24 protein-coding genes and 2 pseudogenes are annotated in these 26,839 nt (G+C 45.2%); 17 read left to right on the forward strand and 9 right to left on the reverse strand.

Translation table 11 applies throughout. From position 1 onward, the window contains the following. Positions 1 to 125 precede the first annotated feature (125 nt). The 8 genes from prfB (at position 126) to LAY41_RS11275 (ending at position 6,482) form a co-directional block, all read left to right on the forward strand. A protein-coding gene (prfB, locus tag LAY41_RS11240) for a peptide chain release factor 2 (RefSeq protein WP_275974061.1) occupies positions 126 to 1,251 on the forward strand; the annotation gives its coding sequence in 2 pieces (ribosomal slippage) (positions 126 to 200 and positions 202 to 1,251; 1,125 coding nt in all). 286 nt (positions 1,252 to 1,537) lie between these two features. Further along, complete coding sequence (locus LAY41_RS11245; RefSeq protein WP_249097402.1) at positions 1,538 to 1,735, forward strand: DUF3285 domain-containing protein; 198 nt, start codon at positions 1,538 to 1,540, stop codon at positions 1,733 to 1,735. Between the two features lie 21 nt (positions 1,736 to 1,756). Further along, positions 1,757 to 2,275, forward strand: a complete 519-nt coding sequence (ybeY, locus tag LAY41_RS11250) for an rRNA maturation RNase YbeY (protein WP_249097404.1) — start codon at positions 1,757 to 1,759, stop codon at positions 2,273 to 2,275. A gap of 111 nt (positions 2,276 to 2,386) precedes the next feature. Then, a complete protein-coding gene (locus LAY41_RS11255; protein ID WP_249097512.1) occupies positions 2,387 to 2,842 on the forward strand; it encodes a diacylglycerol kinase family protein in 456 nt (151 codons plus the stop codon). A 23-nt stretch (positions 2,843 to 2,865) separates the two neighbouring features. Further along, positions 2,866 to 3,453, forward strand: coding sequence for an anthranilate synthase component II (locus tag LAY41_RS11260; RefSeq protein WP_249097407.1), 588 nt, complete (start codon positions 2,866 to 2,868; stop codon positions 3,451 to 3,453). Positions 3,454 to 3,612: 159 nt separating this feature from the next. Continuing rightward, positions 3,613 to 4,389: an MBL fold metallo-hydrolase gene (locus tag LAY41_RS11265; protein ID WP_249097514.1), complete on the forward strand. Its 777-nt coding sequence runs from the start codon at positions 3,613 to 3,615 to the stop codon at positions 4,387 to 4,389. Between the two features lie 270 nt (positions 4,390 to 4,659). Then, a complete protein-coding gene (locus tag LAY41_RS11270; RefSeq protein WP_275974064.1) occupies positions 4,660 to 5,949 on the forward strand; it encodes an aminopeptidase P N-terminal domain-containing protein in 1,290 nt (429 codons plus the stop codon). Further along, positions 5,946 to 6,482 (forward strand): DUF421 domain-containing protein, encoded by a 537-nt coding sequence (locus LAY41_RS11275; RefSeq protein WP_249097409.1) that lies wholly within the window; start codon positions 5,946 to 5,948, stop codon positions 6,480 to 6,482. Before LAY41_RS11270 ends, LAY41_RS11275 begins: the two co-directional genes overlap by 4 nt. Positions 6,483 to 6,523: 41 nt before the next feature. On the opposite strand, the gene LAY41_RS11280 is transcribed toward LAY41_RS11275, so the two are convergent. Together LAY41_RS11280 and LAY41_RS11285 are read right to left on the reverse strand one after the other, a co-directional pair. Further along, positions 6,524 to 7,096, reverse strand: a complete 573-nt coding sequence (locus LAY41_RS11280) for an RES family NAD+ phosphorylase (protein WP_249097410.1) — start codon at positions 7,094 to 7,096, stop codon at positions 6,524 to 6,526. A gap of 11 nt (positions 7,097 to 7,107) precedes the next feature. Next, positions 7,108 to 7,359, reverse strand: a complete 252-nt coding sequence (locus tag LAY41_RS11285; RefSeq protein WP_249097413.1) for an MbcA/ParS/Xre antitoxin family protein — start codon at positions 7,357 to 7,359, stop codon at positions 7,108 to 7,110. Positions 7,360 to 7,531: 172 nt separating this feature from the next. Between LAY41_RS11285 and LAY41_RS11290 the strand changes: the two genes are divergently transcribed. From LAY41_RS11290 to LAY41_RS11310, 5 genes are all read left to right on the forward strand, one after another. Further along, positions 7,532 to 9,124, forward strand: coding sequence for a peptide ligase PGM1-related protein (locus LAY41_RS11290; RefSeq protein WP_249097415.1), 1,593 nt, complete (start codon positions 7,532 to 7,534; stop codon positions 9,122 to 9,124). A 229-nt stretch (positions 9,125 to 9,353) separates the two neighbouring features. Further along, on the forward strand, positions 9,354 to 11,102 hold the full coding sequence (locus LAY41_RS11295; protein ID WP_249097418.1) for a serine/threonine protein kinase: 1,749 nt from the start codon (positions 9,354 to 9,356) through the stop codon (positions 11,100 to 11,102). Positions 11,103 to 11,122: 20 nt separating this feature from the next. Continuing rightward, positions 11,123 to 11,926 carry an Rpn family recombination-promoting nuclease/putative transposase gene (locus tag LAY41_RS11300; RefSeq protein WP_249097420.1) on the forward strand — a complete coding sequence of 268 codons (804 nt, stop codon included), beginning with the start codon at positions 11,123 to 11,125 and terminating at the stop codon, positions 11,924 to 11,926. A gap of 15 nt (positions 11,927 to 11,941) precedes the next feature. Beyond that, entirely contained in the window at positions 11,942 to 12,145 is a 204-nt protein-coding gene (locus LAY41_RS11305) for a hypothetical protein (RefSeq protein WP_249097422.1), read from the forward strand. Next, complete coding sequence (locus LAY41_RS11310) at positions 12,132 to 13,145, forward strand: glycerophosphodiester phosphodiesterase (protein ID WP_249097424.1); 1,014 nt, start codon at positions 12,132 to 12,134, stop codon at positions 13,143 to 13,145. The genes LAY41_RS11305 and LAY41_RS11310 overlap by 14 nt, the downstream gene beginning before the upstream one ends. Positions 13,146 to 13,207: 62 nt before the next feature. Here the strand turns inward: LAY41_RS11310 and LAY41_RS11315 are convergent, their stop codons facing one another. After that, positions 13,208 to 14,194, reverse strand: a complete 987-nt coding sequence (locus LAY41_RS11315) for a tetratricopeptide repeat protein (RefSeq protein WP_249097426.1) — start codon at positions 14,192 to 14,194, stop codon at positions 13,208 to 13,210. A 440-nt stretch (positions 14,195 to 14,634) separates the two neighbouring features. Between LAY41_RS11315 and msrA the strand changes: the two genes are divergently transcribed. Continuing rightward, positions 14,635 to 15,297: a peptide-methionine (S)-S-oxide reductase MsrA gene (gene msrA, locus LAY41_RS11320; RefSeq protein ID WP_249097428.1), complete on the forward strand. Its 663-nt coding sequence runs from the start codon at positions 14,635 to 14,637 to the stop codon at positions 15,295 to 15,297. Between the two features lie 360 nt (positions 15,298 to 15,657). Here the strand turns inward: msrA and LAY41_RS11325 are convergent, their stop codons facing one another. Then, a complete protein-coding gene (locus LAY41_RS11325; protein WP_249097430.1) occupies positions 15,658 to 16,047 on the reverse strand; it encodes a tetratricopeptide repeat protein in 390 nt (129 codons plus the stop codon). On the opposite strand from LAY41_RS11325, the pseudogene LAY41_RS11330 reads away from it, so the two are divergent. Further along, positions 16,029 to 16,229: pseudogene (locus LAY41_RS11330) on the forward strand (LuxR C-terminal-related transcriptional regulator); the annotation flags it as partial. The gene LAY41_RS11325 and the pseudogene LAY41_RS11330 sit on opposite strands and share 19 nt — an antisense overlap. A 116-nt stretch (positions 16,230 to 16,345) precedes the next feature. Here LAY41_RS11330 and LAY41_RS11335 read toward each other — a convergent pair. The 4 genes and pseudogenes from LAY41_RS11335 to LAY41_RS11350 form a co-directional block, all read right to left on the reverse strand. Then, positions 16,346 to 17,143, reverse strand: a complete 798-nt coding sequence (locus LAY41_RS11335) for a trypsin-like peptidase domain-containing protein (RefSeq protein ID WP_249097432.1) — start codon at positions 17,141 to 17,143, stop codon at positions 16,346 to 16,348. Positions 17,144 to 17,343: 200 nt separating this feature from the next. Next, a pseudogene (locus tag LAY41_RS11340) lies at positions 17,344 to 17,442 on the reverse strand (serine hydrolase); the annotation flags it as partial. A gap of 82 nt (positions 17,443 to 17,524) precedes the next feature. Then, the gene (locus LAY41_RS11345) at positions 17,525 to 17,701 is read right to left on the reverse strand and encodes a hypothetical protein (protein ID WP_249097435.1); all 177 of its coding nucleotides are present in this window, start codon (positions 17,699 to 17,701) and stop codon (positions 17,525 to 17,527) included. Between the two features lie 131 nt (positions 17,702 to 17,832). Beyond that, positions 17,833 to 18,048 carry a hypothetical protein gene (locus LAY41_RS11350; protein WP_249097437.1) on the reverse strand — a complete coding sequence of 72 codons (216 nt, stop codon included), beginning with the start codon at positions 18,046 to 18,048 and terminating at the stop codon, positions 17,833 to 17,835. 303 nt (positions 18,049 to 18,351) lie between these two features. Here LAY41_RS11350 and LAY41_RS11355 point away from each other — a divergent pair, with 303 nt between their 5' ends. After that, positions 18,352 to 19,017 (forward strand): M23 family metallopeptidase, encoded by a 666-nt coding sequence (locus LAY41_RS11355; RefSeq protein WP_249097439.1) that lies wholly within the window; start codon positions 18,352 to 18,354, stop codon positions 19,015 to 19,017. 173 nt (positions 19,018 to 19,190) lie between these two features. Here the strand turns inward: LAY41_RS11355 and ftsH are convergent, their stop codons facing one another. Continuing rightward, positions 19,191 to 21,065, reverse strand: a complete 1,875-nt coding sequence (ftsH, locus tag LAY41_RS11360; RefSeq protein ID WP_249097441.1) for an ATP-dependent zinc metalloprotease FtsH — start codon at positions 21,063 to 21,065, stop codon at positions 19,191 to 19,193. Positions 21,066 to 21,526: 461 nt separating this feature from the next. Between ftsH and LAY41_RS11365 the strand changes: the two genes are divergently transcribed. Next, positions 21,527 to 26,827 carry an AAA family ATPase gene (locus LAY41_RS11365; protein ID WP_249097443.1) on the forward strand — a complete coding sequence of 1,767 codons (5,301 nt, stop codon included), beginning with the start codon at positions 21,527 to 21,529 and terminating at the stop codon, positions 26,825 to 26,827. The last annotated feature ends 12 nt before the right edge of the window (positions 26,828 to 26,839 follow it).

Below are 26,839 nucleotides of genomic sequence, written 5' to 3' on the forward strand. Positions count from 1 at the left end.
GAACCCTTGTAGAGACGTTGCATGCAACGTCTCTACATTCTTTTTTGGAGAGGTCTAATGAATGATACTGTTGGTCATCGAGATTAACACCAGTTAAGATAAACAACAGTGAATCATCCAGAACTATGATCGATTTAGTAGATATCAAACGCGAAGTCGAAAAGTTGTCCCAGCGCCTGGGTAAAACCCAGGAGTATCTTTGACGTACCGGCGCTGACAGCGAAAATTCAAGATTTGGAGCAATTGGCAGCTCAACCGGAGTTTTGGAACGACCAAACCTATGCCCAGCAAACGCTTCAAGAACTCAATGACCTCAAATCTCACTTGCAGCAATTTGAGGATTGGAAAGACAGCCTGGAAGATGCCAAAGCGATCGCAGAATTGCTGGAGTTAGAAACCGACCCGGCGCTATTGGAAGAAGCCGAGACTAACCTAACTAAGCTTAGCCAGGAACTCGATCGCTGGGAGTTGCAACAGCTGTTGTCTGGGCCTTACGACGTCGAAGGAGCAGTCCTGACAATTAACGCTGGTGCTGGCGGTACAGATGCTCAAGATTGGACAGAAATGTTGCTGCGAATGTATACCCGTTGGGGAGAAAGCCACGGTTACAAAGTACACTTGGCCGAAATTTCCCCAGGGGAAGAAGCTGGGATTAAGTCTGTGACTCTGGAAATTGAAGGTCGCTATGCCTATGGCTACCTGAAAGCTGAGAAAGGAACGCATCGCTTGGTGCGGATTTCCCCCTTCAACGCTAACGGCAAACGGCAAACCAGCTTTGCAGGCGTGGAAATTATGCCCCTTCTGGATCACTCCGTCGAACTTGACATTCCAGATAAGGATTTAGAAATTACCACGACTCGTTCCGGCGGTAAGGGCGGGCAAAATGTCAACAAAGTGGAAACAGCAGTGCAAATTAAGCACATTCCTACTGGCTTAGCTGTGCGCTGTACCGAGGAACGCTCTCAGCTGCAAAACAAGGAGAAAGCTCTCGCCAGACTCAAAGCAAAGCTGCTGATTATCGCCCAAGAGCAAAAGGCTCAAGAAATCGCCGAAATTCGCGGCGATATGGTAGAAGCGGCTTGGGGCAACCAGATCCGCAACTATGTGTTTCATCCGTACCAACTGGTGAAGGATCTGCGTACTGGGGTCGAAACCACTGGCATTACAGATGTGATGAACGGCGAACTCGACCCATATATCCAAGCTTATCTCCGTCAGGAAAATCAACTGGTCGAGAGCAGCACTGCTTAATCTGGGTAGCAAAAGAGCGATCGCTCATCGCTACGGTAGCCAATGCCCGAATGCCGCGCTTGTTAAGGGAGGCAGAGCCTCCAAAACCTGCGGCGGGTTGAACCTGGGAGCCAGAAAATTTCTGGCCTCCCTATCTCTATATAATCCAAAATCCAAAATCTAAAATCCAAAATAGATAACCCTACTAACTACTAACTGCTAAACAAACTGTTACATTTAAGGGAAGAATTTATTCCCTGCTATCTCTATATAATCCAAAATCTAAAATCCAAAATCCAAAATAGATATGAGCCAACCATCCGAGCATCCAGATGGCCAAACCACAACACCACCGACACCCGCCGCTGCGGAAGCTAAACCAACTTACGTCAAGCTGGCAATGCGTAACATGGTGCGAAAGCGGGGCACCTCCCTGAAACATTTCGCGCTGACAACGATCGGGATGCTGGGCGTCTTCATCGGTCTTGCCTACCTGACTCGTTAAAGGTGAGGAAATTAATCTGGAATGGGAGGACTGGATGTGGAAGTAGAAGTGAGCGTACAAGATTGTTTAGAGGCATCTTCTCAGTCAACTGGGATTGTCCCCGAAACTTGGCAGAACTGGTTCGGTGCTTGGATAGAAAGTTTGCAACCGAATATCTCACCATCTGAGACTTACGAACTGGGCCTCCGCCTTACGGACGATTCGGAAATTCAGACACTCAACGCCCAGTACCGTCACCAAGATAGGCCAACAGATGTTCTGGCGTTTGCTGCTTTAGAGGTAGACTCTCCCCAGTCAGAGGAAATGCTAGAGTCCGAACCCCTGTATCTGGGTGATATAGTGATTTCCGTCGATACTGCCCAAAGGCAGGCTCAAGAGCAGGGCCATCCTTTGCAAAGCGAGCTAGCTTGGTTAGCCGCCCACGGTTTGCTTCATCTTCTTGGCTGGGATCACCCGGATGAAGATAGTTTGAACGATATGCTGCATCAACAAGCCACTTTGCTTGAGACTATCGGCGTTAAGATATGCCATTCCAGTTAAATTAGTCATATTGTCGCTGTGTGCTGAATAATGAAATTCAATGAACAGCTAATTTCATCAAAAAAGACAAAAGCCCAAACCCCCACAATTGTAGGCACCAGTCCCCTGTCTATGTCTAGCGAACTTTCGACAGAGACTCCCAAGCAAACCGATCGCGTTCCACTAGGAGACCGGGAGTTAGCATGGCAGGTCGCCTCCAGCTTAGTGATAAGTTTTAAATATGCCTGGGCTGGACTGAGTTACGCTTTTGGCACCCAACGGAACTTTCGCATCCATGTGGTTATTGGCGCTGTGGCGATCGCGTTGAGCGTTTTTTTACATTTAAGCCGCGTGGAAATATCTCTGATTGGGATAACGACTGGATTAGTTCTGACGCTGGAATTATTGAATACGGCCATTGAGTCGGTTGTTGACTTGACCGTTAAGCAGACTTATCATGAGCTAGCCAAAATTGCTAAAGACTGCGCTGCTGGTGCTGTATTAATTTCAGCGCTAGCAGCGGTGCTGGTGGCTGGGGCGCTTCTGCTGCCTCCCGCGATCGCTCTTTTGCAATCGACTCTGCGCTAGAACATCTTTCAGGAGCAGAAACTTTGATTATTGTCATCGATAATTACGATAGTTTCACCTACAATCTGGTTCAATATCTTGGCGAACTCGGATCTGAGTTTCTGGTAGCAGCTGATATTCAGGTTTACCGTAACGACCAAATTTCCCTGGAGCAAATTAAAGAACTACAACCAGCTGGAGTGGTGATTTCTCCTGGGCCGGGGCGACCGGAAGATGCCGGGATTTCCCCAGAATTGATCGCACAGCTTGGCCCCAGCCTACCGATTTTAGGAGTTTGCTTGGGTCATCAAGGCATAGGTCTGGTATTTGGCGGTAATATTGTCTCTGCCCCAGAACTAATGCACGGTAAAACCTCTCCGGTACATCACACTGGTGTTGGCGTTTTCGAGGGGGTGGAAAGTCCGCTGACGGCAACGCGGTATCACAGTTTGGTAATCGATCGCCAAAGTTGCCCAGAAGTGCTGGAAATTACAGCCTGGGTTGATGACGGTACGATTATGGGTGTGCGGCATCGTAACTATCCGCACATCGAGGGTGTGCAATTTCACCCAGAAAGTATTTTGACGACTTCTGGGAAGCAGTTACTGAGAAATTTCCTCAAACGGTTGTAAAAGTTAATTAGACATCTCCTTTCAAAGAATGTAGAGACGTTGCATGCAACGTCTCTACAAGGGTTACAGGTAACGCACCTTTAATTTCTGGAGAGGTCTATTAGAGTTAGTTGTTGTACATCGCGTACAATTTACCATTATCGATCGCAATAAGAAATGATGAAACGGCGACAGTTGATGCGCTACGCTGGGGCGAGTTTGCTCGCGGCTGTAGGAACTACCTGGGCTTCAGGATTTCAAAGTTATCGATCGCAGACAGGTGGCTCGCTGTCGATGCAGTGGCTGGGTCATACTTGCTTTTTGTTTGCTGGTAATAACCAGCGCATCTTGGTAAATCCATTTCGGACGCTGGGCTGTACGGCTAAATATCGATCGTCTAAACTACCATCTGATGTAGTGCTGATTAGCAGCCAGTTATTCGATGAAGGCTCCGTGGAAGGGCTGCCCGGTAATCCCAAAATAATCTACGAGCCTGGTGTTTATCAGTACAACGGTATACAGTACCAAGGCATTCGGACAAACCACGATCGCATGGGCGGACGCCAATTTGGTACAAATACAGCTTGGCGCTGGACTCAAGCCGGAATCAGTATCCTGCACTTAGGTGGAGCCGCTGCGCCAATTGAGATTGAGCAGAAAATTTTGATGGGGCGTCCCGATGTGCTGCTAATCCCTGTAGGTGGTGGAGCTAAAGCTTATACGCCCCAGGAAGCTAAGCAGGCGATCCAAACCCTTAATCCGAAGCTGGTGATTCCCACCCATTACCGCACGCAGGCAGCTGAGGATTCTAGTTGCGATATTGTGTCTCTCGACGAGTTCCTGAAGTTGATGGATGGTATGACTGTACTCAGGACTAATAGCGACACCTTTACACTCAGTTCTGCTGATTTGCCAGCGAATGGTACTGCGATCAAAGTTTTCAGTTACAAATTTTGAAAATCTCCTAACGACTAAAGTCGCGGCTACACAAACAAAGCCTACCTTCGCAGGCTAAATACCCGGAAAAATCGCCTAACTCCTTTTGGTGTCAGCGACTAGATACATATCGAGGTCGCCCTTATTTTTGGCAGTGATTTTTCCTAACCCAAAATTAGATATCCGTACTGTAGAGGTATTTATTTATATAATAGTGAGGTAAATATTTCAAGTTTTTGAATTGTTGTAAACTACTTTAGCAGAATGGAAAGAAAACAAAGCTAAATAATTATGCAAGCAGAATACCGCCAGCGTCGGGAACAATTGATGGCTAAGATTGGCAAGGGCACAGCAATATTTCGCAGTGCTACAACTGCTGTGATGCACAATGATGTGGAGTACAATTTTCGACAGGATAGCGATTTTTTCTACTTGACCGGGTTTAATGAGCCGGAAGCGGTAGTAGTTTTGGCACCGCATCACGCAGAACATCGCTTCGTTCTGTTTGTGCAGCCAAAAGATCCAGAAAAGGAAACGTGGACGGGATACCGCGTGGGTGTGGAAGCGGCGAAGGAACTATATGGGGCAGATGAAGCTTATTCTATTGCGGAACTGGATGAAAAGCTGCCCAAGTATCTGGAAAAGGCCGATCGCATTTATTATCATCTGGGACGGGATGAAAAGTTCAACGATACCGTTCTCAAACATTGGCGGGGGTTGATCGCAACTTATGGTAAGCGGGGTACAGGCCCGATCGCAATTGAAGACACAAACTTTGTGCTTCATAGCATGAGATTGGTAAAAAGTCAAGCTGAATTAGAGTTGATGCGAAAAGCAATAAATATTTCCGTAGAAGCGCATAACCACGCACGGGAATTTACCCAACCGGGGCGTTACGAATACGAAATACAGGCAGAAATTGAGCATATCTTTCGCTTGCGGGGCGGCGTGGGGCCAGCCTATCCCTCAATTGTGGCATCTGGTGCTAATGCCTGCGTCCTGCATTACATCGAGAACGATCGCCAAATGCAGGATAACGAATTACTGCTAATTGATGCCGGTTGTTGTTATGGCTATTATAACGGAGATATTACGCGCACATTTCCAGTAGGCGACAAATTTACCCCAGAACAAAAGACGATTTACGATTTAGTATTGTCAGCGCAACTGCAAGCTCTAGCCCAAGTCCAACCTGGTAATTCTTGGAACTTAATTCACGATACTGCTGTGCGCGTGCTAGTAGAAGGTATGCTGGATTTGGGAATTCTCCAAGGCAATATCGACGAATTGATTAAAGAGGAAAAATACAAACCTTATTATATGCACCGTACCGGACATTGGTTGGGTTTAGATGTTCACGATGCTGGTATGTATAAGCAAGGCGAAGAAACTTGGCAGATTTTGCAACCGGGACAAATTTTGACAGTAGAACCGGGGATTTATATTGCGCCCAATGTGAAACCAGCCGAAGGACAACCAGAGGTAGATAATAAGTGGCGCGGGATTGGAATTCGCATTGAAGATAATGTGTTAGTTACTGATTCAGGACATGAAGTATTAACTGCGGGAGTTCCTAAATGATGGATTTATTGTTTAAGGTCGATTGGTATAGGATATTCGTTCCGAGTACCTCAGTAGCCGAACTTGTTGTGCGCGGATCGTTGGTTTACTTGATGCTTTTTGCGGTGCTGCGCTTTCTTCCTAACCGCCAACAAGGAACGGTGGGGATTTCAGATTTGCTGGTGGTGGTGCTGTTTGCCGAAGCTGCCCAAAATGCGATGACAAGCAATTATACTGCGATCGCAGATGCTGTTATTCTTGTGGGCACGATCGTCTTATGGAGCTACACTTTAAACTGGCTTGGCTATAAAATTCCTCGCTTTCAGCGCTTCCTCAACCCACCGCCTATGCCGCTGGTAATGAACGGTCGCATCCTACGCGAAAACATGGCACAGCAATTGATTACCCAGGATGAGTTGATGAGCATCCTTCGCAAGCAGGGCGTGCAAAAGCTGAATGAGGTGAAGTTGGCATTTATGGAGTCTGACGGAAGTATCAGTGTAATCGCCCATTCCCAAAAATCTCTGGTTGGGGATGAGACAAAGGAAAGCTAATATTGTTACGAAAAGATTTGCAGAACTTCCTTGAATCACAATCAAGGAAGTTCTGCAATAATCGTGCCAGAGTTGTCGTAAATTCGTAAAAAGCTCTCACTCAAGAGTCTATCGTGAAAGACAATAAGGTTGTAAGCTAAGTCATTGCGAGATGAAGGAACTTTCAATCCTTCAAACCTTTGTAGGTTGTAGGCAACTGTTCCAAGTTCTTGAGTTGGGGCAATCTCACATTGTGCATTAAGCGGACGCCAATTTCCAGTGAGTTCTTGTAAGTTTGTCCCTAAATTTCTCTGGATACTTTTATCACAGAGAGCTAAGATTGCATTCAGCTTGTAGTTGATGGAGAGCATGATGCGCGGCGACCCTTGAACATCAAGAATTCCAGCAGCGGTTTCGACTCTAGTTCTAACCTCTAGAAGGGAGGTTTGTTCGCTGTCAGCTAGGTAGAGTGCCTCAAATGTCTGAGGTGGGTTGTATCTGCCGCCGAATTGAGAGCCAATCGCGGATAAGGGAGCGTCGGCATATTTTTGCTGGATAGAACGAAATGCCACCTCTTCTATGGAGAGTATGGGCGCTCTTTCCAGAACCTTGACAAGTTCGTTACCAGTCAGCATTTGGCAATGAGTTATTCAGGTTGACCAGTTTCCATCGCCCAGATAAGGCTCTCCACAACTTCAATTTTACCCTCTTTTAAGTAGGACATAGGTGTGCGCCCCGCCAGGTCTGGATGTGGGGCATTAAGCCATATTTGAACGTACTCTATTGACCCATCCAGCAGATCCTGCAACCGCAGTATCAGTTTATCGATTTCCTCTTGAAGAAGCTGTGGGTCTGAAATTACCAACGGCTTAATAGTTTTTGCTTGTTCTAATTTCATATAATTTGACTAAAGTGGAGTACTCAACGCATTTATTCTAACTTATGTGTAAGCCTTAGCCGGGGATACCGTGTTCAATCCCCTGAGCATATAATTGTTCCTTGCGGTATATTTTACTCACCCTGCCAGCCACTGTAAGATCGCTCTCGGTGGCATTGTGTGGGTTGGGGTTATGGAAGCGTTGGATCTTTCTTCTTCAAAAGAGGCAAACAAATTTCAGTTCCTTCAGGCTCAATTGCGCGATCGCTGGGAGTCGATCGAAGGATTGGATAATAGCGAGTACGATATCTTGGTAGTTCCTTCCCTCAGCCTGGATCGGCGAGAACTGCTCAAGATTGAGGGTTTCCTTCACTACGAAGAAAGGTTGCTGTTTTCGTTAATTCGGTTGCAAAGCCCTAAAACACGAGTAATTTACGTGACTTCGCAGCCTCTACCGCCGATTGTAATTGATTACTACCTGCAATTGCTCCCCGGCATCCCATTTTCCCACGCACGCGATCGCCTCTTATTATTCTCCACCTACGATTCTTCTACCACACCGCTAACCCAAAAAATATTAGAGCGTCCTCGCTTAATGGAACGCATTCGGCAGTCATTGCGCCTCGAAAAATCCTTTATGATTTGCTACAACTCAACGACCCTAGAGCGAGATTTATCTGTCCAATTAGGCGTACCCCTGCTGGCGGCAGATCCGGATTTGCTTTACTGGGGAACTAAAAGCGGCAGTCGGCAAATCTTTGCTGAGTGCGGCGTTTCCCATCCAGATGGTAGCGGACTTGTTTTGAGTGCAGAAGACCTCGCGGAAGCGGCGGCAGAACTGTGGGAACGCCAACCTTCCTTAGAGAGGATGGTAGTCAAACTTAATGAGGGATTTTCGGGTGAAGGTAATGCAATGCTGGACTTAAAACCGCTCCAGCATAAGGCTCCCGGTTGTGCATCCCACAAAGAAAGAGTTGCTGCTGTTTGCGATCGCTTCCCTTTTTTGAACTTTCAAGCCAAAAATGAAACTTGGTCAAATTTTTCTAGCCGCATCCCAGAGTTAGGGGCAATTGTCGAAGCTTTCATTGAGGGAGAAGAAAAGCGAAGTCCCAGCGTTCAAGGTCGGATTACTCCCACAGGAGAAGTAGAAATTCTCTCCACCCACGACCAAATTTTAGGTGGTTCCGGCGGTCAAATTTACTTGGGTTGCTATTTCCCAGGAGACGAAGCTTACCGCTTGCAGTTGCAAGAAATTGGATTGCGGGTTGGTCGAAATCTTGTCCAAAAAGGAGCGCTAGAACGCTTTGCCGTTGATTTTATCGCCGTTCGCCAACCTGACAAGACAGGTAAGCCGCAGTGGGATCTCCAAGCAATAGAAATCAACCTGCGTAAAGGTGGCACCACCCATCCATTCATGACCCTCAAATTTTTAACTAACGGTCGCTATGACATGGCTACCGGCTTATTCTACAGCCAGCAGGGATGTCCGAAATATTACATTGCCACCGACAACCTACAAAAAGATCGCTATCGGGGTCTGCTACCGAACGATTTGATGGATATCATTGCTCATCAGCGGCTGCATTTCGATACCAGTACGCAGACAGGCACGGTGTTCCATCTCATGGGTTGCCTCTCCGAATTCGGCAAGTTGGGATTAACCAGTATCGGCAATTCTCACCAGCAAGCTAAAGATATTTACAACCGGGTTAATAACGTGCTGGATGAAGAAACGAAACCAACAGCAAAAATTTTATCTTCAGTCAGCAGTGCAGCAGTCAATTAGACATCTCCAGAAATTAAAGGTGCTAACCCTAGAACCCTTGTAGAGACGTTGCATGCAACGTCTCTACATTCTTTGAAAGGAGATGTCTATTAGAAGAATTGCAGATAGCCTCAATCTAACAACCAATAACTGGACAAGGGCAAAAATTCCTTTACTGTCGTGTAGAATCAAGACATTCTGCATCTTCTGTAGCGCTGTTTGTCCCAACTTGGCTTTTCATTAGTTGCTTGTGCATCAACAATCTGTTGCGACTGCTGTCCATTGCATCAATCCGGCTTGCCCGCGTCCCTATCCTCAGAGTATAGGGAACAATTTTTGTAACATTTGTGGCTCGCCGCTGCGGCTCAAAGATCGCTACATTCCGCTAGAAAGGCTGGGATTTGGTGGATTTGCTGCCATCTACGCAGTCTGGGATCTAAAGACGGAAACAGAACGAGTGCTGAAGGTGTTGGTGGAAACTTCTCCTAAAGCTTTGTCGATGTTTGAGCAAGAGGCTCAAGTATTAGGGAGTCTGCGCCATCCGGGAGTACCAAGAGTAGAGCCTGATAGTTATTTTCAGGTGATAGTGGGCGATCGGCCCCAGCGGTTACTACCCTGTCTGGTGATGGAAAAAATATCCGGTCAGACGTTGGAGGATATTCTCAAACACCATCCCCAAGGTTGTCCCGAAGCGTGGGTACTTAACTGGCTTAAGCAGGCGGTGCAGATTTTACGGGAGTTGCACCTGCGTAAGATTATCCATCGCGACATCAAACCGTCTAACCTAATGTTGCGCCAGGGGGGAACCAGGCAATTGGTGCTGATTGATTTTGGCGGCGCAAAACAAATCGGCCCAGTCCATTCCCATTCTCAAGCTAGCTCGACGCGGTTATTTTCGCCCGGTTACAGTCCAGCAGAACAGATTGCTGGGGGTGTGGTGGGGCCGTCTGCCGATTTCTACGCGCTAGGCATGACCTGCATTCACTTGCTGACGGGCAAATATCCTCCCGATCTCGAAGATCCAAATACAGGGCAATTACGTTGGCGTCCTTATGTTAAAGTTAGCCCAGCTTTTGCCGCTCTGTTGGATGATATGGTGCGGCCAGATATGGGTCAACGACCAAGTAATGCCAGAGAAATTATCAAGCGTCTGCGGCATATTTCTCCCAGGCAGATAACGCCAACTGCTGCTGCGGAGTCTGTCTGGAAGATGGTGACCAAATCAGTGGAAATTTGCCTAAATTTTTTGTTGGCGACAATTGCACTGAGTTGGAAATGGTTGAAATGGCTGACTATTTCTGCTTACTATCTCACTATCCAGTTGGTAAAAGCTGGCTTCGGTACGCTTTTGGAGATGGTAGGCGGCGGTATTGGTGCGGGTGTGGGTGCGGGAATTGGCTTTTGGTGGGCCGATCGCTCCTCAAATAATTTTCACCTGCCCAGTCCTATTTTGCAACATTTGCCCCACTGGGTTGCTAATATTGCGATCGCTGCCAGTAAACCGCAGATGATCGTATTTGCATTAGCTGGTTTAGGAACAGCCTGGGGTTTGACCCAGGTAAAAAGTTTGGGTCAGCAGCAGCGGCGATATTTAATAGCCGGAATCATGGGCGTCTTGGGCTATAGTGTTGGGTGGTTAATTTTGCAAAGAGTAGCACCATCAGGAGTAATAGCACCTGACGATCTAGTAATAATGACGGCAGTTGCAGCTTTTACGCTAACTCTCGGATTGGGATTGCCCAGCCACGATTTGGTTCATGCTATATTTACCGCCATTGGCACAGCCAGTTTCTTTGTCGGTTTGGTCACCCTCACCATCAAATTTTTGCCGGTAACTGCTATTTTTGGTTTTTCTGATGCCTTTTTCACTACCCTCAATTGGACTAATTTTGGTTTCTGTATCGCCTTTTTCAGTCTTTTGGGCATCATCCTTGGCTTCTGGTTAGGTATCAGCTATTATTTGTTTGTACCTTTTTTGCGACTATTGGGTTTCCGCTGAGTAGCAAGTAGAAAGAAAAAGTGAAAACAGATACCATTTTTTACCAACTTTTTAAAGAATTTCCCAACATATTCTTTGAGTTAATCGGCAAGCCAGACACCAACCTCAACACCTACGAATTCACCGTCCTTGAAATCAAAGAGCAAGGCTTTCGGTTGGACGGCTTATTTTCAACTTTAGAAGAGTTTTCGACCGAACCAATCTACTTTGTCGAAGTCCAATGTTATAAAGACGAAGAATTTTACGAGCGACTATTCGCCGAAATATTTCTTTACTTCCGGCAATATAAACCAGCCAATCCGTCCTGGTACGCTATAGTTATATACGATCGCCGCAGTAACGAAACCCCATGTCACCCGCGCTATGGCGTGTTAGTGGAGAATCACCTGCGCCGCTTCTACCTAAATGAAATAGAACCCGCCGCCGATGAGTCTCTGGGAACAGGTATCCTGAGATTAATTGTAGAGACTCCCAAAAATACTAGCACCCGCGCTCAAGAGCTAATTAACAAAGCCAGAGTTGAATTGGTAGATGACATTATCCAGCGGCAAGTGCTAGAATTTATAGAAACAATAGTTGTGTACAAATTTCCTAATTTAGGTAGAGAGGAAATAGAAGCCATGCTAGGACTAGATTTACTTAGACAAACCAGAGTTTATCAAGAAGCCAAAGAAGAAGGGATTGAACAAGGGATTGAACGGGGAAAGCTACAAACTAAATTAGAGATGGTGCCTTTGCTACTGGAACTGGGATTAAGCATTCAGGAAGTTTCAGTCCGCTTACAGCTTGATGAGGAAACTGTAAGAAAAGCGGCAGAGAATTAAATTTAGTCTAATAGTATGAGCATAAAAATTATGTCAATGCTCGACCTCATCAGACATACCAAAGTTTATCAAGAAGCCTACGAAGAAGGCAAACTACAAACTAAATTAGAAATGGTGCCTTTGCTACTGGAACTGGGATTAAGCGTTCAGGAAGTTTCAGTCCGCTTAAAGCTTGACGCGGAAACTGTAAGAGAAGTGGCGGAAAATGACTGCTGGTGAAATGATCGAAACGGCATCTCGTCCGATTATTATTGCCCACCGAGGCGCAAGTGGTTTGCGTCCTGAACATACTTTAGCTGCTTATGAATTAGCGATTGATTTGGGCGCTGATTTTATTGAGCCCGACTTAGTTTCGACCAAGGATGGGGTGCTAATTGCTCGTCACGAAAATGAAATATCTAGCACTACTAATGTAGGTGAACATCCAGAGTTTGTCAACCGAAAAACTACTAAACTTATTGATGGGCAAACAGTAAGTGGCTGGTTCGCTGAAGACTTTACTTTAGCTGAAATTAAGACGCTGCGGGCAAAAGAACGTCTGCCATTTCGCGATCGGGCCTTTGACGGCCAATTTCCCATTCCCACTCTGCAAGAAATTATCGATTTAGCTAAGCGCAAAAGTGCCGAAACAGGACGGACTATTGGTATTTACCCAGAAACCAAACACCCGACTTTTTTTGATGCTATTGGGTTATCTCTGGAGGAACCTTTAGTTGAAATCCTCCACGCTAACGGATACAACAAAGCTGACGATCGCATTTTCATTCAGTCCTTTGAAACGACAAATCTCAAACAACTGGATAAAATGACAAATTTGCCGCTAATCCAGTTACTCAGCAATACCGGGAAGCCTTATGATTTGGCAATTACAAACGATGTTCGCACTTATAAAGATATGACTTCCCCTGATGAATTAGCTAAAATTGCTGAATATGCTGACGGAATTGGGCCAGATAAACGTATGATAGTTCCTACAGATGACAACGGGATATTGTTGCAGCCAACATCTTTAATTCAGGATGCTCATGCGGTGGGTTTGTTGGTGCATCCATATACGTTTCGCAATGAAGCGCAGTACTTAGCGCCAGACTACAATCACGATCCAGAAGCGGAATATGAGCAGTTTTTTAATCTCGGTGTCGATGGATTGTTTACTGATTTCCCCGGTACTGCTTTTGGTGCGTTGCAAGCTAATGACAATTTCAGATTTCAGATTTAAAATCGTAAAGAAAAAAGTAAAGTTTTAAAATTCAAAATCTAAAATCTAAAATTATTTTATGACTAATTAGGTTGCATCCGCCGCAGATCGGAAATAATATCCTTAACTGTTTTTGCATTGGGAGATTGAATTTGCTCGAAGATTTCTAAGGTTTGCCGTAAATATACAAGTGCTGTCGTAAAATCTCCCTGGGTGGCTAACAATTGTCCTAACATTCCCATTGTTACCGCTTTTTCCTCGATATCGTCGCTTTGTTCTTTGAGTTCTAGGGATTGTTGATAAAAAGCGATCGCCTCCTCAATTCTACCTAGCTGTTTGTATAGTTCGCCCAACTGATGCAATGTGGCGGCTTTACCTTGGATATCGCCAATGCCTTCTTTGATTTCCAAAGATTGCTGATATAAGTCAGTTGCTTCCTCTAATTGTCCGTGATGAGCATATATAACGGCTAGACAGTGCAATGTGGCGCTTTTACCGTGGATATCGTTGACGCTTTCTTTGAGGGATAGGGACTCTTGAAATAGCGCGATCGCATTTTTAACTTCTCCCTGATTTGCTTTGAGAATCGCCAACTGGTGCAATGTCGCCGCCTTACCCTGGATATCGTTTATACTTTCTTTTAGCCCAATCGACTGCTGACAAAGGGCGATCGCATCCTTAACTTGTCCCTGATTGGCTTTAATCATTGCCAGCGAATGCAGTGTTTGCGCCTGCGTCTCCTCATCGCCAATACTTTTCGCCAGTTTCAGCGATCGCTCGAACAAACGGATGGCTTCCTTAAAATGTCCCTGGTTGGCTTTCAGGGTCGCTACCTGGTATAAAATTGTGGCTATACCCTCCGTGTCGCCGATCCGCTCGTAGATTTTCTGACATTGCTCGTAAAGAGCGATCGCTTCATCGATTTTCCCCTGATTGGCTTTGAGAAGCGCCAGCTGGTGCAATTTCGCTGCCTTACCTTCAGCATCGTTTCTGCGTTCATCGACTTCTAGCGCTTGCTGTAAGAAGGCGATCGCTTGTTCGATTTGTTTTTCTTGGGTGCGGTTAACCATACTTGCAGGTTTTTTTATTAGCGTTTTCAGAATTTGTGTTTATATACAGGACTTATGACTTTGCACGTACCATCACTGTATTGGCTATATATGACGATTCTGTGTATATCCTGTTGATATCGTATGTGATTATTCAATAGTATCAGTCCTGTGATGGAGATTTTGGCACTTTGCTGCTACTTAAGATTATTATAATCTCACGAAATCAGCATCCGCATTTCTTAATCTACTTTTAGCCACCATCGAACCAGCAATTTTAGCTTGGTTCGATGGTGGTTTGAGTGCTGATGTTGATGTGGAACTTATCGACGATCTCAACAATAAGGGCGCAAGGCGATTTGCCGTCATTGGGATGCTTACTAAACAAAGTGCGATCGCCAGCTTCTAAGCGTTATATTAAATAATGTAAAGACTTTTATCAAAAATCAGAGTCAAAAGTAATGGGACTATTCGGAATTGGCAAAAAGGCTACTTTACCTACACCAGAACAAGCTTTGCCGGGACGTGCAGAAACCATGCCAGTCCCCTCCAAACACTATGTTAACGGCAATCCCCTCAAGCCGCCCTTTCCGGCTGGAATGGAAACTGCAATGTTTGGGATGGGGTGTTTCTGGGGCGCTGAACGCAAATTCTGGCAGTTGGAGGGAGTTTACACTACCGCAGTCGGTTACGCAGCCGGGGTCACACCCAACCCCACTTACCAAGAGGTATGTTCGGGAATGACTGGTCATAATGAAGTTTTTCTGGTTGTTTTTGACCCGAAAGTTATCAGTTACGAACAACTTTTGAAAGCCTTCTGGGAAAGCCACAATCCTACCCAAGGTATGCGTCAGGGTAATGACGCTGGCACTCAGTACCGTTCGGGTATTTATGTTTACTCTCAGAACCAGAAAAAGCAGGCTGAAGCATCGCGAGACGCCTATCAGCAAGCCCTCAAGGCATCAAATTACGGGGAGATTACAACTGAGATAATTGATGCGCCTGAGTTCTACTACGCGGAAGGTTACCATCAGCAATATCTGGCGAAAAATCCGGGTGGGTATTGCGGTTTGGGCGGTACAAAAGTTTGTTTTCCCGGTATGGCTGAATCATCGGTGAAGTAGTCAAAGGTATGTTGTTGCGCTTTAGCGCTCTTTTGGCGCTAAAGCAAAGGTATGTTGTTGCGCTTTAGCGCTCTTTTGGCGCTAAAGCGCAACTACGTACCTAAAGAATTATTTCAGCAGATAATTGCTTTGTTGGGTTTCGTTACCTCAACCCAACCTACGAAAGTTCTACGAAAGTTCAAAATTAGAACCTATCGTGACAGTATCTTTTTACAGTCCACTTCAGTGGACTTTTGCTATTAGCCTGCGATTTGAATCGCAGGCGGGCTTTGGGCGCAGATACAAGATCTAGTTTAAAGTTAAGAACTGAGAAAAGCATTATATCAGGTTTCTTTAAAAGAATCGTACAAAACTAAAGTATCAAATTCCCGCCATCCGCTGCACTCTAGCAATGATTTCTCTAACTGTTTCGGCGTCTGGAGATTTGAGGCGCTGCAATATTTCCAGAGATTCCTGCAAATATGGTAATGCTGTGTCAAAATCTCCCCGCCTAGCCAAAAGTTGCCCCAGCATTCCCAAAGTTATCGCCTTACCTTGAACATCGCCAATCCGTTCCTTTAATTCCAGAGATTGCTGATAAAATACGATCGCATCCTCTACATCCCCTCGATTGGCATAGATACCTGCCAGTTGGTGCAACGTCGCCGCCTTACCTTGAACATCGCCAATCCGTTCGTCTAATTCCAGAGATTGCTGATAAAATGCGATCGCATTCTCAACATCCCCTCGATGAACAAGAAATTTTGGCATTGGTGGCGGCGGGTAAAAGCAATCAAGAAATAGCTCAAATATTGTACATTGCTTCGGGGACGGTGCGGGTTCACGTTCACGCGATTTTGCAAAAGTTAGAAGTGCGCGATCGCACTCAAGCCGCCGTTGTTGCCATTCAAAAAGGATTAGTGGCGGAAGAACTGTTAGCAATTAAAAGTTAAAATGTAGGTTGAGGCGCGAGGGACGTGAAACCCAACTTTTTGATGCCAAATCCGCTGTAATCGAACATCTTAGAATTTTGGAAGGAGAAGAGATATGGTTATGATGAAACTCATGGTTATTCCTTATAAAAAATATTCTCATCTTTTAACTGATCTACAGAAAAAGCGTACCCAATTCCTACATTAGCGGATCTTTCAATTTCCTTTGTTAATTCTAGTATTTGATACTGATTGACTATCATTCCATTTATTGGATCAAAGCCACTCAATAAGATATTTCCACCCTTTGGTGTTGAAAGATATTCTATATTCTTTTTAATAACTGAACGGAGTTCAGCAAAAGTTTTTGTCAGTCCTGTTGCTTTCCGTGTAATTATCCCGATTACTTCTGATGTTTCTGGATCAATTAGAGGCCCGCCAGAGTTGCTAGGATTAACGCTAGCATCAACTTGTATGATATTAGCGACTCCACTTTTGTAAAAAGATGAAATTATTCCAGCATGGCATACCAAGTTTAGGTGTTCAAAAGGATAGCCTAAAAATAAAATAGTGTCGCCTATTCGCTTGGTTTTATGGTCGCCAAAAGAAAAATTATATAGATGTTTTTGCTTTAGTTCTGGAATATCAAAAACGCAATAATCATAACTATTCTCTCCTGATGCCGTTACAATGTTCTTTTTAAAGTCGTGATTAGTTAATTGAATTCCATCCAAATGACATTGAGGCTCACTATCAAAAGTTCTAAGAACTATAACAGAAGCCTCTGGTGCTTGGAAAACAACATGATAATTGGTTACTAAATAACCATCCACTATAAATCCTGTCCCCGAAGCTGCACGCTGTCCATTAACTGTAGTATGCACAATATGAACAACACCTGATTTTACTGTCTCTACAATATCCGCGATAGACATAGACAAACCTAGCCTCTTTAATTACAAAGTCAATAAAATCAATGATAGTGACTGAATGAAATCATGGATGAGAAAAAACCGTCTAGCTAGAGTATGGTTATCCAACATGGGAAATTTTCTAGTCATTTGCTAAGCAAACTGGACAAATTAATTCGTAGACTAACAGACTAGGGATATATTGTTAAAATTCACAAACCTTTTGTCGCATCGTTACTAGAGTCAACAATCATATCTCGAATAGCCCGTTCCAACTTACGGGACGGCGTAATCATTCCTTTTGCTACCCATTCGTAAATAGCATCGCACTCAAGCCGCCGTTGTTGCCATTCAAAAAGGATTAGTCGCTGAGGAACTGTTAGCGATTGAACCTTAGTCAGTTCACTAAGTAGGATCTTGGTTACAGTTTTCTGTAGCAGATCCACTGGGTGGTAATGGATGAGACTGGCTCTTGGCGATCGCGTTCAGCACTAGCGGTTGTCTTGCTGTCGCTTCCAGTATACGCTCTTCCTCTTTCTCAAAATCCAACACGGGATCGACATCCAGGGGAGACGACGCCATAAACAGCACCTGTAGGGGGCGATTGGGGAGATCCCCCCCAGCCCCCCTTAAAAAGGGGGGAGTATGAGAAGAGGATATATTCGCTTGCTGCGACACCCAGCGGACGGGTACGATCGCAGGATGCAGTCTTTCTACCAGAAAACTATTGCCGTCGTGTAAGATTTCCCAAGGCAGATGGGCGAGTTTCCCCCCACAAGCCCCACAATAGTAGCAACGGTGGCGAGAACTGTTTCCCGACGAGTACCTGCGATCGGTTCCCAACTTCCCGATATGCCCGGAATCGCTAACAGCGCTTCCGTTGCTGCTGCGGCATCTTGCCCTTGAATCTCAACTTTAATATCTGTCATTAGACTGATTGCCAAACCATATAAATAAATTGTATTGAATACTCGCAGCTAGAGTAGGGGAAGTCCCTAATTAAAAGCGATCGATAATATCATATCCGAGAACATCGGTTACATAAAAAAATCGCTTTCTTATCTGCGTTTATCTGCGATAAAAATTTAACCCCTGATTCCCACAGATAATTTTTCGGATCGCTTGTAATGAAATGTAATCAAAACAAACTATATCAGAGCAGAGCGATCGAGATAGAATACAGCCGATAAAACTTTCGCTCTCACAACGCGCTTTGTAGCGCAGGGAACATAATGCGTCATTTGATTTGGTTGTTGAGCCGTGAACCCAAACACCAAAAATTGAAGCCGTCAAAGAAAACTGGCAAGCGCCTAGTCCGTGTTGGAACTACGCTATTTTTTGTAGTCTTGGGTTTAGTAGGATTTCTCGCATTGGGATTTCAAGCAGAAAAAGCCAAAGCCTTGGAAATTACAGATAATATCATGCGATCGAATTTGCGAGAAAAATCCTTCCCTGTGGAAAACTTTCAACGCTATTCATCTGCTTACGGTTATCGCTTAAATCCCGATGGTTCTGCCGGTTGGGGATTTCATCGCGGCATAGATATCGCAGCACCAGCAGGTAGCTACATCCGCAGTTGGTCAAACGGTGAAGTTGCAGAAATTGCGAACGATCGCCTTTGTGGAACTAAAGTAGTAGTTAAATCGGGGGACTGGCAACATATTTATTGTCACCTCAAAGGGCGTGCCGCCAGTTCACCCCAGGGACGTTACCTCAACGATCCCGAAGGAGGCGTCCAAATATGGGAAGGACAGCAAATCAGCGCCGGTAACCGCATTGGTCGAGTCGGAACAACCGGAAGAACCACCGGCCCTCACCTGCACTGGGGATTGAAGTACGATAACACCTATATCGATCCCGGCTTAGTTCTCCAGGCAATGTATCGGCAACAGAACTAGGGCCGCTACGCGGAAGTCAAAAGTCAAAAGTCAAAAGTCAAAAATCAAAAATCCTTTGAGTATCAGGCATTTAACTACTTCTGAACTGGTGGGTTATTTCTGCCACGCTGGAGTAGCCGCTTTTTTTCTTTTGACTTTTGACTTTTGACTTTTGACTTTCCTAGTCCCTAGTTCTATTGCTGAGGCAGCGGAGTATATTCAGCAACAATTTTACGGAATTGGTCGCCGTCGATCGTTTCTTGGTCGATCAACAAATCCACCAAGCGATCGATCAAAGTGCGATTTTCCCGAATTATCCGTTTTGCTTGGGTGTAGCAATGGTCAACAATCGATCGCACCTGAGCATCAATGCGAGCTGCTATTGCCTCCGAATACTCCGATCGGGCCGTAAAGTCGCGGCCCAAAAACACCTCATTGTTCTGACTTTCCAGAGCCATTGGCCCCAAATCCGACATCCCGAAGCGAGTCACCATATGTCTAGCTCGCGAAGTCACCACCGCCAAGTCATTCCCCGCTCCGGTAGTGATTTCCGTCTCACCAAAAATCACTTCCTCAGCCGCTCGCCCCCCCAGAGTGGCCGTGATGTCAGCTAGGAGCTGAGACTTTGACTCCAAACCCAACTCCTCACCAGGGCTAAACCAAGTTAAACCCAGGGCTCGTCCGCGAGGCAGAATAGTGACTTTCTCCAAAAGATCGTGCTGGGGAAGCAGAGTTCCCACGACCGCGTGACCGACTTCGTGATATGCAATCAAGCGTTTCTTACTGCTGTCTACCAGGGGCGTCCGTTCCATCCCAGCAACAACCCGGTCAACGGCGTCGTTGATTTCCAGCATAGTAATAGCTTCTTTACGCCGACGAGCGGTGAGAATTGCCGCTTCGTTGAGCAAATTAGCCAAATCAGCACCAGTAAATCCCGGCGTGCGGCGGGCAACAGCTTCCAGAGAAACTTCCGGGGCGATTTTCTTGTTGCGGGCATGAACCTTCAAAATTTCCAAACGCCCTTTGAGATCGGGGGAATCGACAACCACTTGGCGATCGAACCGTCCCGGACGCAATAAAGCCGAATCGAGAACATCGGGACGGTTAGTAGCCGCGATGATAATAATACCGTTGTTGCCTTCAAAGCCGTCCATTTCCGTCAGCAACTGGTTGAGAGTCTGTTCTCTTTCGTCGTTACCGCCGCCGATGCCCGTACCCCGCTGACGCCCAACAGCGTCAATTTCATCGATAAATACCAGACAAGGAGCGTTTTCTTTCGCTTTTTTGAACAAGTCGCGCACGCGGGAAGCACCCACTCCCACGAACATCTCCACAAATTCCGAACCGGAAATGCTGAAGAAAGGAACGCCAGCTTCACCGGCAATAGCTTTGGCTAGCATAGTTTTGCCAGTTCCCGGAGCGCCAATCAGCAGCACTCCTTTGGGAATTCGAGCGCCAATGGCGCTGAAACGTTCTGACTGTTTGAGGAAAGTGACGACTTCAGCGAGTTCTTCTTTAGCTTCTTCGATGCCAGCAACATCGTCGAATTTGATGCCGGTTTTGGCTTCCATCTGGAAGCGGGCGCGGGATTTGCCAAAGCTCATCGCTTGGTTGGAAGCATTGGCAGATCTCCGCAAAATCATCAGCAATCCTGAGATTACCAGCATCACCAAGAGTAGATTGACCACAAAGCTTAAAGCGCCTGTGCGATCGGGAGATGCCTGTTCTGCAAAGTCAATTCGCTTCGATCGCAGTTTGCTAATTAGCTCCGGGTTTTTGGCAAATAGATTCACCTGTACCAGAGACGTGCCCTGCTTTTTATCCTTTAAAGTAACTTTGGCAACGTTTTGGGTTGGGTCAATTTCAACTTTGGTGACTTCGCCACTATCTATCTTCTTGAGCAAATCGGTATAAGTCAGGGATGGTTGCTGCTGAGCAGAAGCCGGGAGTGGGGTACTTCCTAGCAAAACACTCTGCAAAATCAACCAACTAGCCGTCAGAGCAAAAGTTCCTGCCAAACCTTTTTTGGGTGCTTGCCCGATCCATTTTTGGATTGAGGAATTTTTCATAATGCGATCGCCCTTTTCCTGCTGCTATTACCCACTTTGACGTTGGGGATGTGAAAAAATATGCCGCCAAATCCAGTGTAACGAAGCAGGGTCACTCTCAGCCTAGATCGCGACGAGGCTCAAGACATAGCTTTCGTAGCTTGGGCCTTTGGTAACGAAACCCAACGCCCTGCTAGGAAGCGGGACAAGCAAAAAAGAAAAATCTATCTCCAACGGTCAAATGGCACGCACGGGTAGGTTCAACCAGCCCCAGAAAAGGAGGCTCTGCCTCCTGTGTCTGAGCTAAACTGTGGACTTTTCGTAGCGATCGCTACCATTCAATCCTTTTTTTGTCCAAATTCCAAAAACTCTTCCGCTGCCTTGTCACACCATTAGCTCAGCTATTATGATGTAATTTAACATCCTTAATTCCATCTACCTTAAGAATTATTTAAATTAATTTTCCCACCAAAAACTTAAATATGCTTAACATTCCCGGCGTTTCCGTTCAAGCCCAAATCTATGAAAGTGCCAACTCCCTAGTTTATCGAGCAATCCGAGAGCAAGATAACCAACCCATCATCCTCAAAGTCCTCAAAGAAGATTATCCCACACCCCAAGAACTCGCCCGCTATCGCACCGAATATCACATCACCAATTCACTAAACTTAACAAGCGTTATCAAAGTTTATGACCTGCAAAAATATCAAAACACCCTCGTCATATTATTAGAGGACTTTGGCGGCGAATCCTTGAAAATATTGATGCAGCAACGCCAGTTCACTTTAGAAGAATTTTTGCATATCGCCATAGCTGCAACAGACACATTAAGTCAAATTCACAGCGCCAACATCATCCACAAAGATATTAATCCATCGAATATTGTTTACAAGCCAGAAACGGAACAATTAAAAATTATTGACTTTGGCATTTCCACTCAGCTAACCAGAGAAACACCGATACTGAAAAACCCCGGAGTTCTTGAAGGAACTCTCGCTTACATATCGCCGGAACAAACTGGCAGGATGAATCGCACTCTCGATTACCGGACTGACTTTTACTCCCTCGGTGTCACCTTTTACGAATTGCTGACAGGAAAGCTGCCTTTTGAAACAGAAGATGCTTTAGAGCTAGTTCATTGTCATATTGCTAGACAACCAGTTACTCCCCACGAAATAGAGACACAAATTCCCGTAATTGTCTCTCAAATCGTCAGTAAATTGATGGCGAAGAATGCCGAAAACCGCTATCAAACAGCCTGGGGAATCAAGCAGGATTTAGAAATGTGTCTGGTTCAATTACAAGAAACCGATAGCATAGAAGAATTTGCCTTGGGAACGCGGGATATTACCGACCGTTTCCTGATTCCCGAAAAACTCTACGGCAGGGAAACAGAAGTTTTTAATCTATTAGCTGCATTTGAACGAGTCAGTACAGGTAGCGCCGAAATGATGCTGGTAGCTGGCTTTTCGGGAATTGGTAAAACCGCCATAGTGAACGAAGTCCACAAGCCCATAGCCCGACAGCGTGGCTATTTTATTAAAGGCAAATACGACCAATTCCAACGCAATATTCCCTTCAGTGCATTTGTGCAAGCTTTTCGCGAATTGATGGGGCAATTATTATCAGAAAGTGATGCTCAATTACAAACATGGAAAACCCTGATTCTGACAGCCGTAGGCGAGAGTGGGCAAGTGCTGATTGAGGTAATTCCTGAGTTAGAACGCATCATTGGTGTTCAAAGTCCGGCACTAGAATTGTCCGGGAGTGCGGCACAAAATCGGTTTAATTTGCTGATGCAAAAGTTTGTGCAAGTATTTACCACCGCCGAACATCCGTTAGTGATGTTTTTGGACGATTTGCAGTGGGCGGATTCAGCATCTTTGAAGTTATTACAAGTGTTGATGGAGGATACGGGACATCTGTTAGTATTGGGTGCTTATCGGGATAATGAAGTGTCACCTACTCATCCGTTTATGTTGACAATCAATGAGATTGTGAAGTCTGGGGCAGTGGTGAATACGATTACGCTGCAACCGTTGAGCCAAGGATATCTGAATCAGTTGGTGGCAGATACGCTGATTTGCGATTTATCTTTTGCTCAACCTCTGACAGAATTGGTTTATCAAAAAGCCAAAGGAAATCCCTTTTTCTCTACTCAATTCCTCAAGTCGTTGTATGAAGATGGTCAAATTAGCTTTGACTGGAATCTACGGCATTGGCAGTGCGATATTGATCAAGTTACATTTGCCGATGCCTCGGATGTGGTGGAGTTTATGGCGGTGCAATTGCAGAAGTTGCCTAAAGAAACTCAGGATGTTCTCAAGTTGGCGGCTTGCATTGGGGCGCAGTTTGATTTAGATACATTGGCAATAGTCAACGAAGAATTACCAGAACCAACGGCATCAGCATTGTGGAAAGCTTTGCAAGAAGGACTTATTTTACCTATTACAGAAGGCTATAATTTTATTCAAATAGATGCTCAATCGCTTACTAATTATGTCGCTAATCCAATTTATAAGTTCCTGCACGATCGCGTCCAGCAAGCCGCTTATTCACTAATTCCTAATGACCAAAAACAAGCGACTCATTTCAAAATCGGACAGTTACTTCTAAAAAACTTATCGGAGATAGAAAGAGAAGAAAAATTATTTGATATTGTTGGGCATTTGAATCGCGGAATTGAGTTAATCGCCCAACCAAGAGAGAGGGAAACTTTAGCCCAACTCAACTTACAAGCCGGACGGAAAGCAAGAAGTTCTACTGCCTACATAGCGGCAAAAGCCTATTTGCAAACAGGGATTGAATTACTAACCCTCAACTGCTGGCAAAGTCAATATGAATTGACATTAAATCTCTATGTTGCTGCTACCGAAGCCGCCTATTTGAATGCTGACCTTGAGGTTATGGAACAGATGGCAGGACAGGTATTGCAGAATGCTCAGACAATTTTAGACAAAATCAAAATTTACAAAATTTTAATCGTCGCCCAGACAGCCCAGAACAAGATGTTGGAGGCGATCGCAGTAGCAAGAGATGCACTCTTGCAATTGGGAGTTGAACTACCCACAGTACCTGATGAAGCCTTGATTGGTAAAGGGCTACAAGCCCTGAAGAGTCAACTAAGCGGTAGAAAGATTGAAGAACTCGTCGATCTGCCTGTAATGACAAATCCCCAGACTCAGGCAGCCATGCAACTGTTAGGAATGTTATTTGCACCCATTTTTGCGGGGATGCCCGGTTTATTGCCCCTCCTTAGCTCCACGATGGTGAGTTTATCGCTCCAGTATGGCAACACACCCGCATCGACGGTGGGGTATGCCTTTCACGGGATGGTGTTGTGTGCCTTTTTGGGAGAGGTCGAAACAGGCTATGGCTTTGAGCAATTGGCACTCTCATTACTGGAGAGGTTCAATGTGCGAGAATTCAAGTCTAAAATTCTCCTTTTGTTTTGTGGCTGGATTCAGCATCATCAAGAAGCTCTCTTAGCAACGATACCGACGCTGAAAGATGGCTTTACGGCAGGTATGGAAACTGGCGACTTTCTATTGGCTGGCTACAGCATAAGTATTTACTTTGATGCCAACTTTTTTGGGGGCGTAGAACTAGACAAATGGGAACCGGAACTAGCAGGTTACAGCGCCGCCTTGTCTCAGGTGAAGCAATATTCGGCTCAGGTTTATTTGGATATGAAGCAGCAGATGGTGTGGAACTTGAGGGAAGCTGATATCCGGTCTGATTGCTTAATCGGCTCTGCGTACGATGAAACGGTGATGATTCCTAAGTACCATCAGAAAAATGACCTAACGGCGATCGCTGTTGTCTACATTTACAAACTGCTGCTTGCCTACTTCTGGGGCAATTATCCGGCTGCCTTAAACCATATTTGCCAAGTCAAGCCGTATTTGATGGCATTATCGGGAACTGTTTATTTTCCCATTTTCCATTTCTATGCCGCACTAACACACTTGGCGCTATTTCCCACACAGCTAGAAATTGAGCAAGTAGAAATTCTCGCTCAGGTACAAACACATCAAACCACTTTACAACAGTGGGCGCAAAATGCTCCGATGAATTATCTGCATAAATGGGATTTGGTTGAGGCCGAAAAACATCGGGTTTTGGGTAATAAAGTCGAGGCGATTGAAATGTACGATCGCGCCATTTCTGGAGCCAAAGAAAATCAATTCCTCAACGAAGAAGCACTAGCTAATGAACTAGCAGCAAAATTTTACCTAGAATGGGGTAAAGAAAAAATTGCTCAAACCTACATGATTGAGGCGTATTATTGTTATATCCAATGGGGAGCAACTGCTAAGGTAAAAGATTTAGAAACGCGATATCCCCAGTTATTAAAACCAATTCAACCGGGAAGAAAAAACACTAAAACTACAGTATCAGTGACCACCACGGGTTCGGATAGTAATCTAGATATCGCCACAGTAACGAAAGCTTCCCAGGCGATCTCTGGCGAAATATTGCTAGATAAGTTACTGTCTAGCTTGATGAAAATATTGATGGAAAATGCGGGGGCGCAACGAGGCTCTCTGATTTTGCCAAGCCAGGGAAAGCTGTTAATTGAAGCTGAAGGGAAAATAGATGACGATCTCGTCACTGTGTTGCAGTCAATCCCCGTTGAGAACTGTCAAGAAATTTCCTCCGCAATTGTTAATTATGTGGCTCGCACTCAAGAAAGTGTGGTATTAGATGATGCTGTTCGAGAGGGACAATTTACTAACGACCCCTATATCCAAAAGAATCAGCCCAAATCAATTCTCTGCGTGCCGCTGATTAACCAATCTCAACTCGTTAGTATTGTTTATCTGGAAAATAATTTAACCGCAGGATCTTTTACCCCAGAAAGAGTAGACCTCTTAAAAGTATTATCTGGACAGGCGGCGATTTCTATTCAAAATTCTAAGCTTTATACAGAAGTCCGCGAAAATGAAACGAGGCTGGCTCAACTCAACAAAGCTTACGAGCGTTTTGTCCCGAATCAATTCCTCCATTTTTTAAAGAAATCAAGCATTATTGATGTGAAATTGGGCGACCAAGTGCAATTAGAGATGTCAGTGCTATTTTCCGACATTCGCGATTTCACTACACTTTCAGAAAGGATGACGCCGGAGGATAATTTCAGATTTATCAATTCCTATCTCAGTCGCATGGAACCCGTCATTAATGAAAATAAGGGGTTTATTGATAAATATATTGGCGATGCAATTATGGCGCTGTTTAGCGGCGAGGCGGATAATGCGGTGAAAGCGGGAATTGCCATGCTTAACCGCCTCGTTGAATATAACCAACACCGCACTAATTCTGGCTATGCACCGATTCAGATTGGGATTGGCATTAATACTGGAACTTTGATGCTGGGAACGGTGGGTGGTCAAAATCGCATGGAGGGTACGGTAATCAGCGATGCGGTTAATTTAGCTTCTCGCGTGGAGGGGTTGACGAAAAATTATGGGGTGTCGCTGTTAATCACTCAGGAAACTTACTCGCGTTTAGAAAATCCATCCCAGTACGCCATCCGCACCCTCGACACGGTAAAAGTCAAGGGAAAATCGGAATTAGTAACGGTTTATGAGGTGTTTGATGCTGATCCGCCAGAAATCAAAGCGGGCAAGTTAGCTACACTGCCATTATTTTCCGAAGCTTTGAGGATTTACTCGGAAGGGAGGTTAGCTGAAGCGGCGCGGCTGTTTGCAGAGTGTTGGCATCAGAATCAGGGCGATCGCGTCGCTAAAATTTATTTTGAACGTTGTCAGGAACTTCGTTAAAAGCCAAGCTAT

The organism is Argonema galeatum A003/A1 (assembly GCF_023333595.1).
GTDB lineage: Bacteria > Cyanobacteriota > Cyanobacteriia > Cyanobacteriales > Aerosakkonemataceae > Argonema > Argonema galeatum.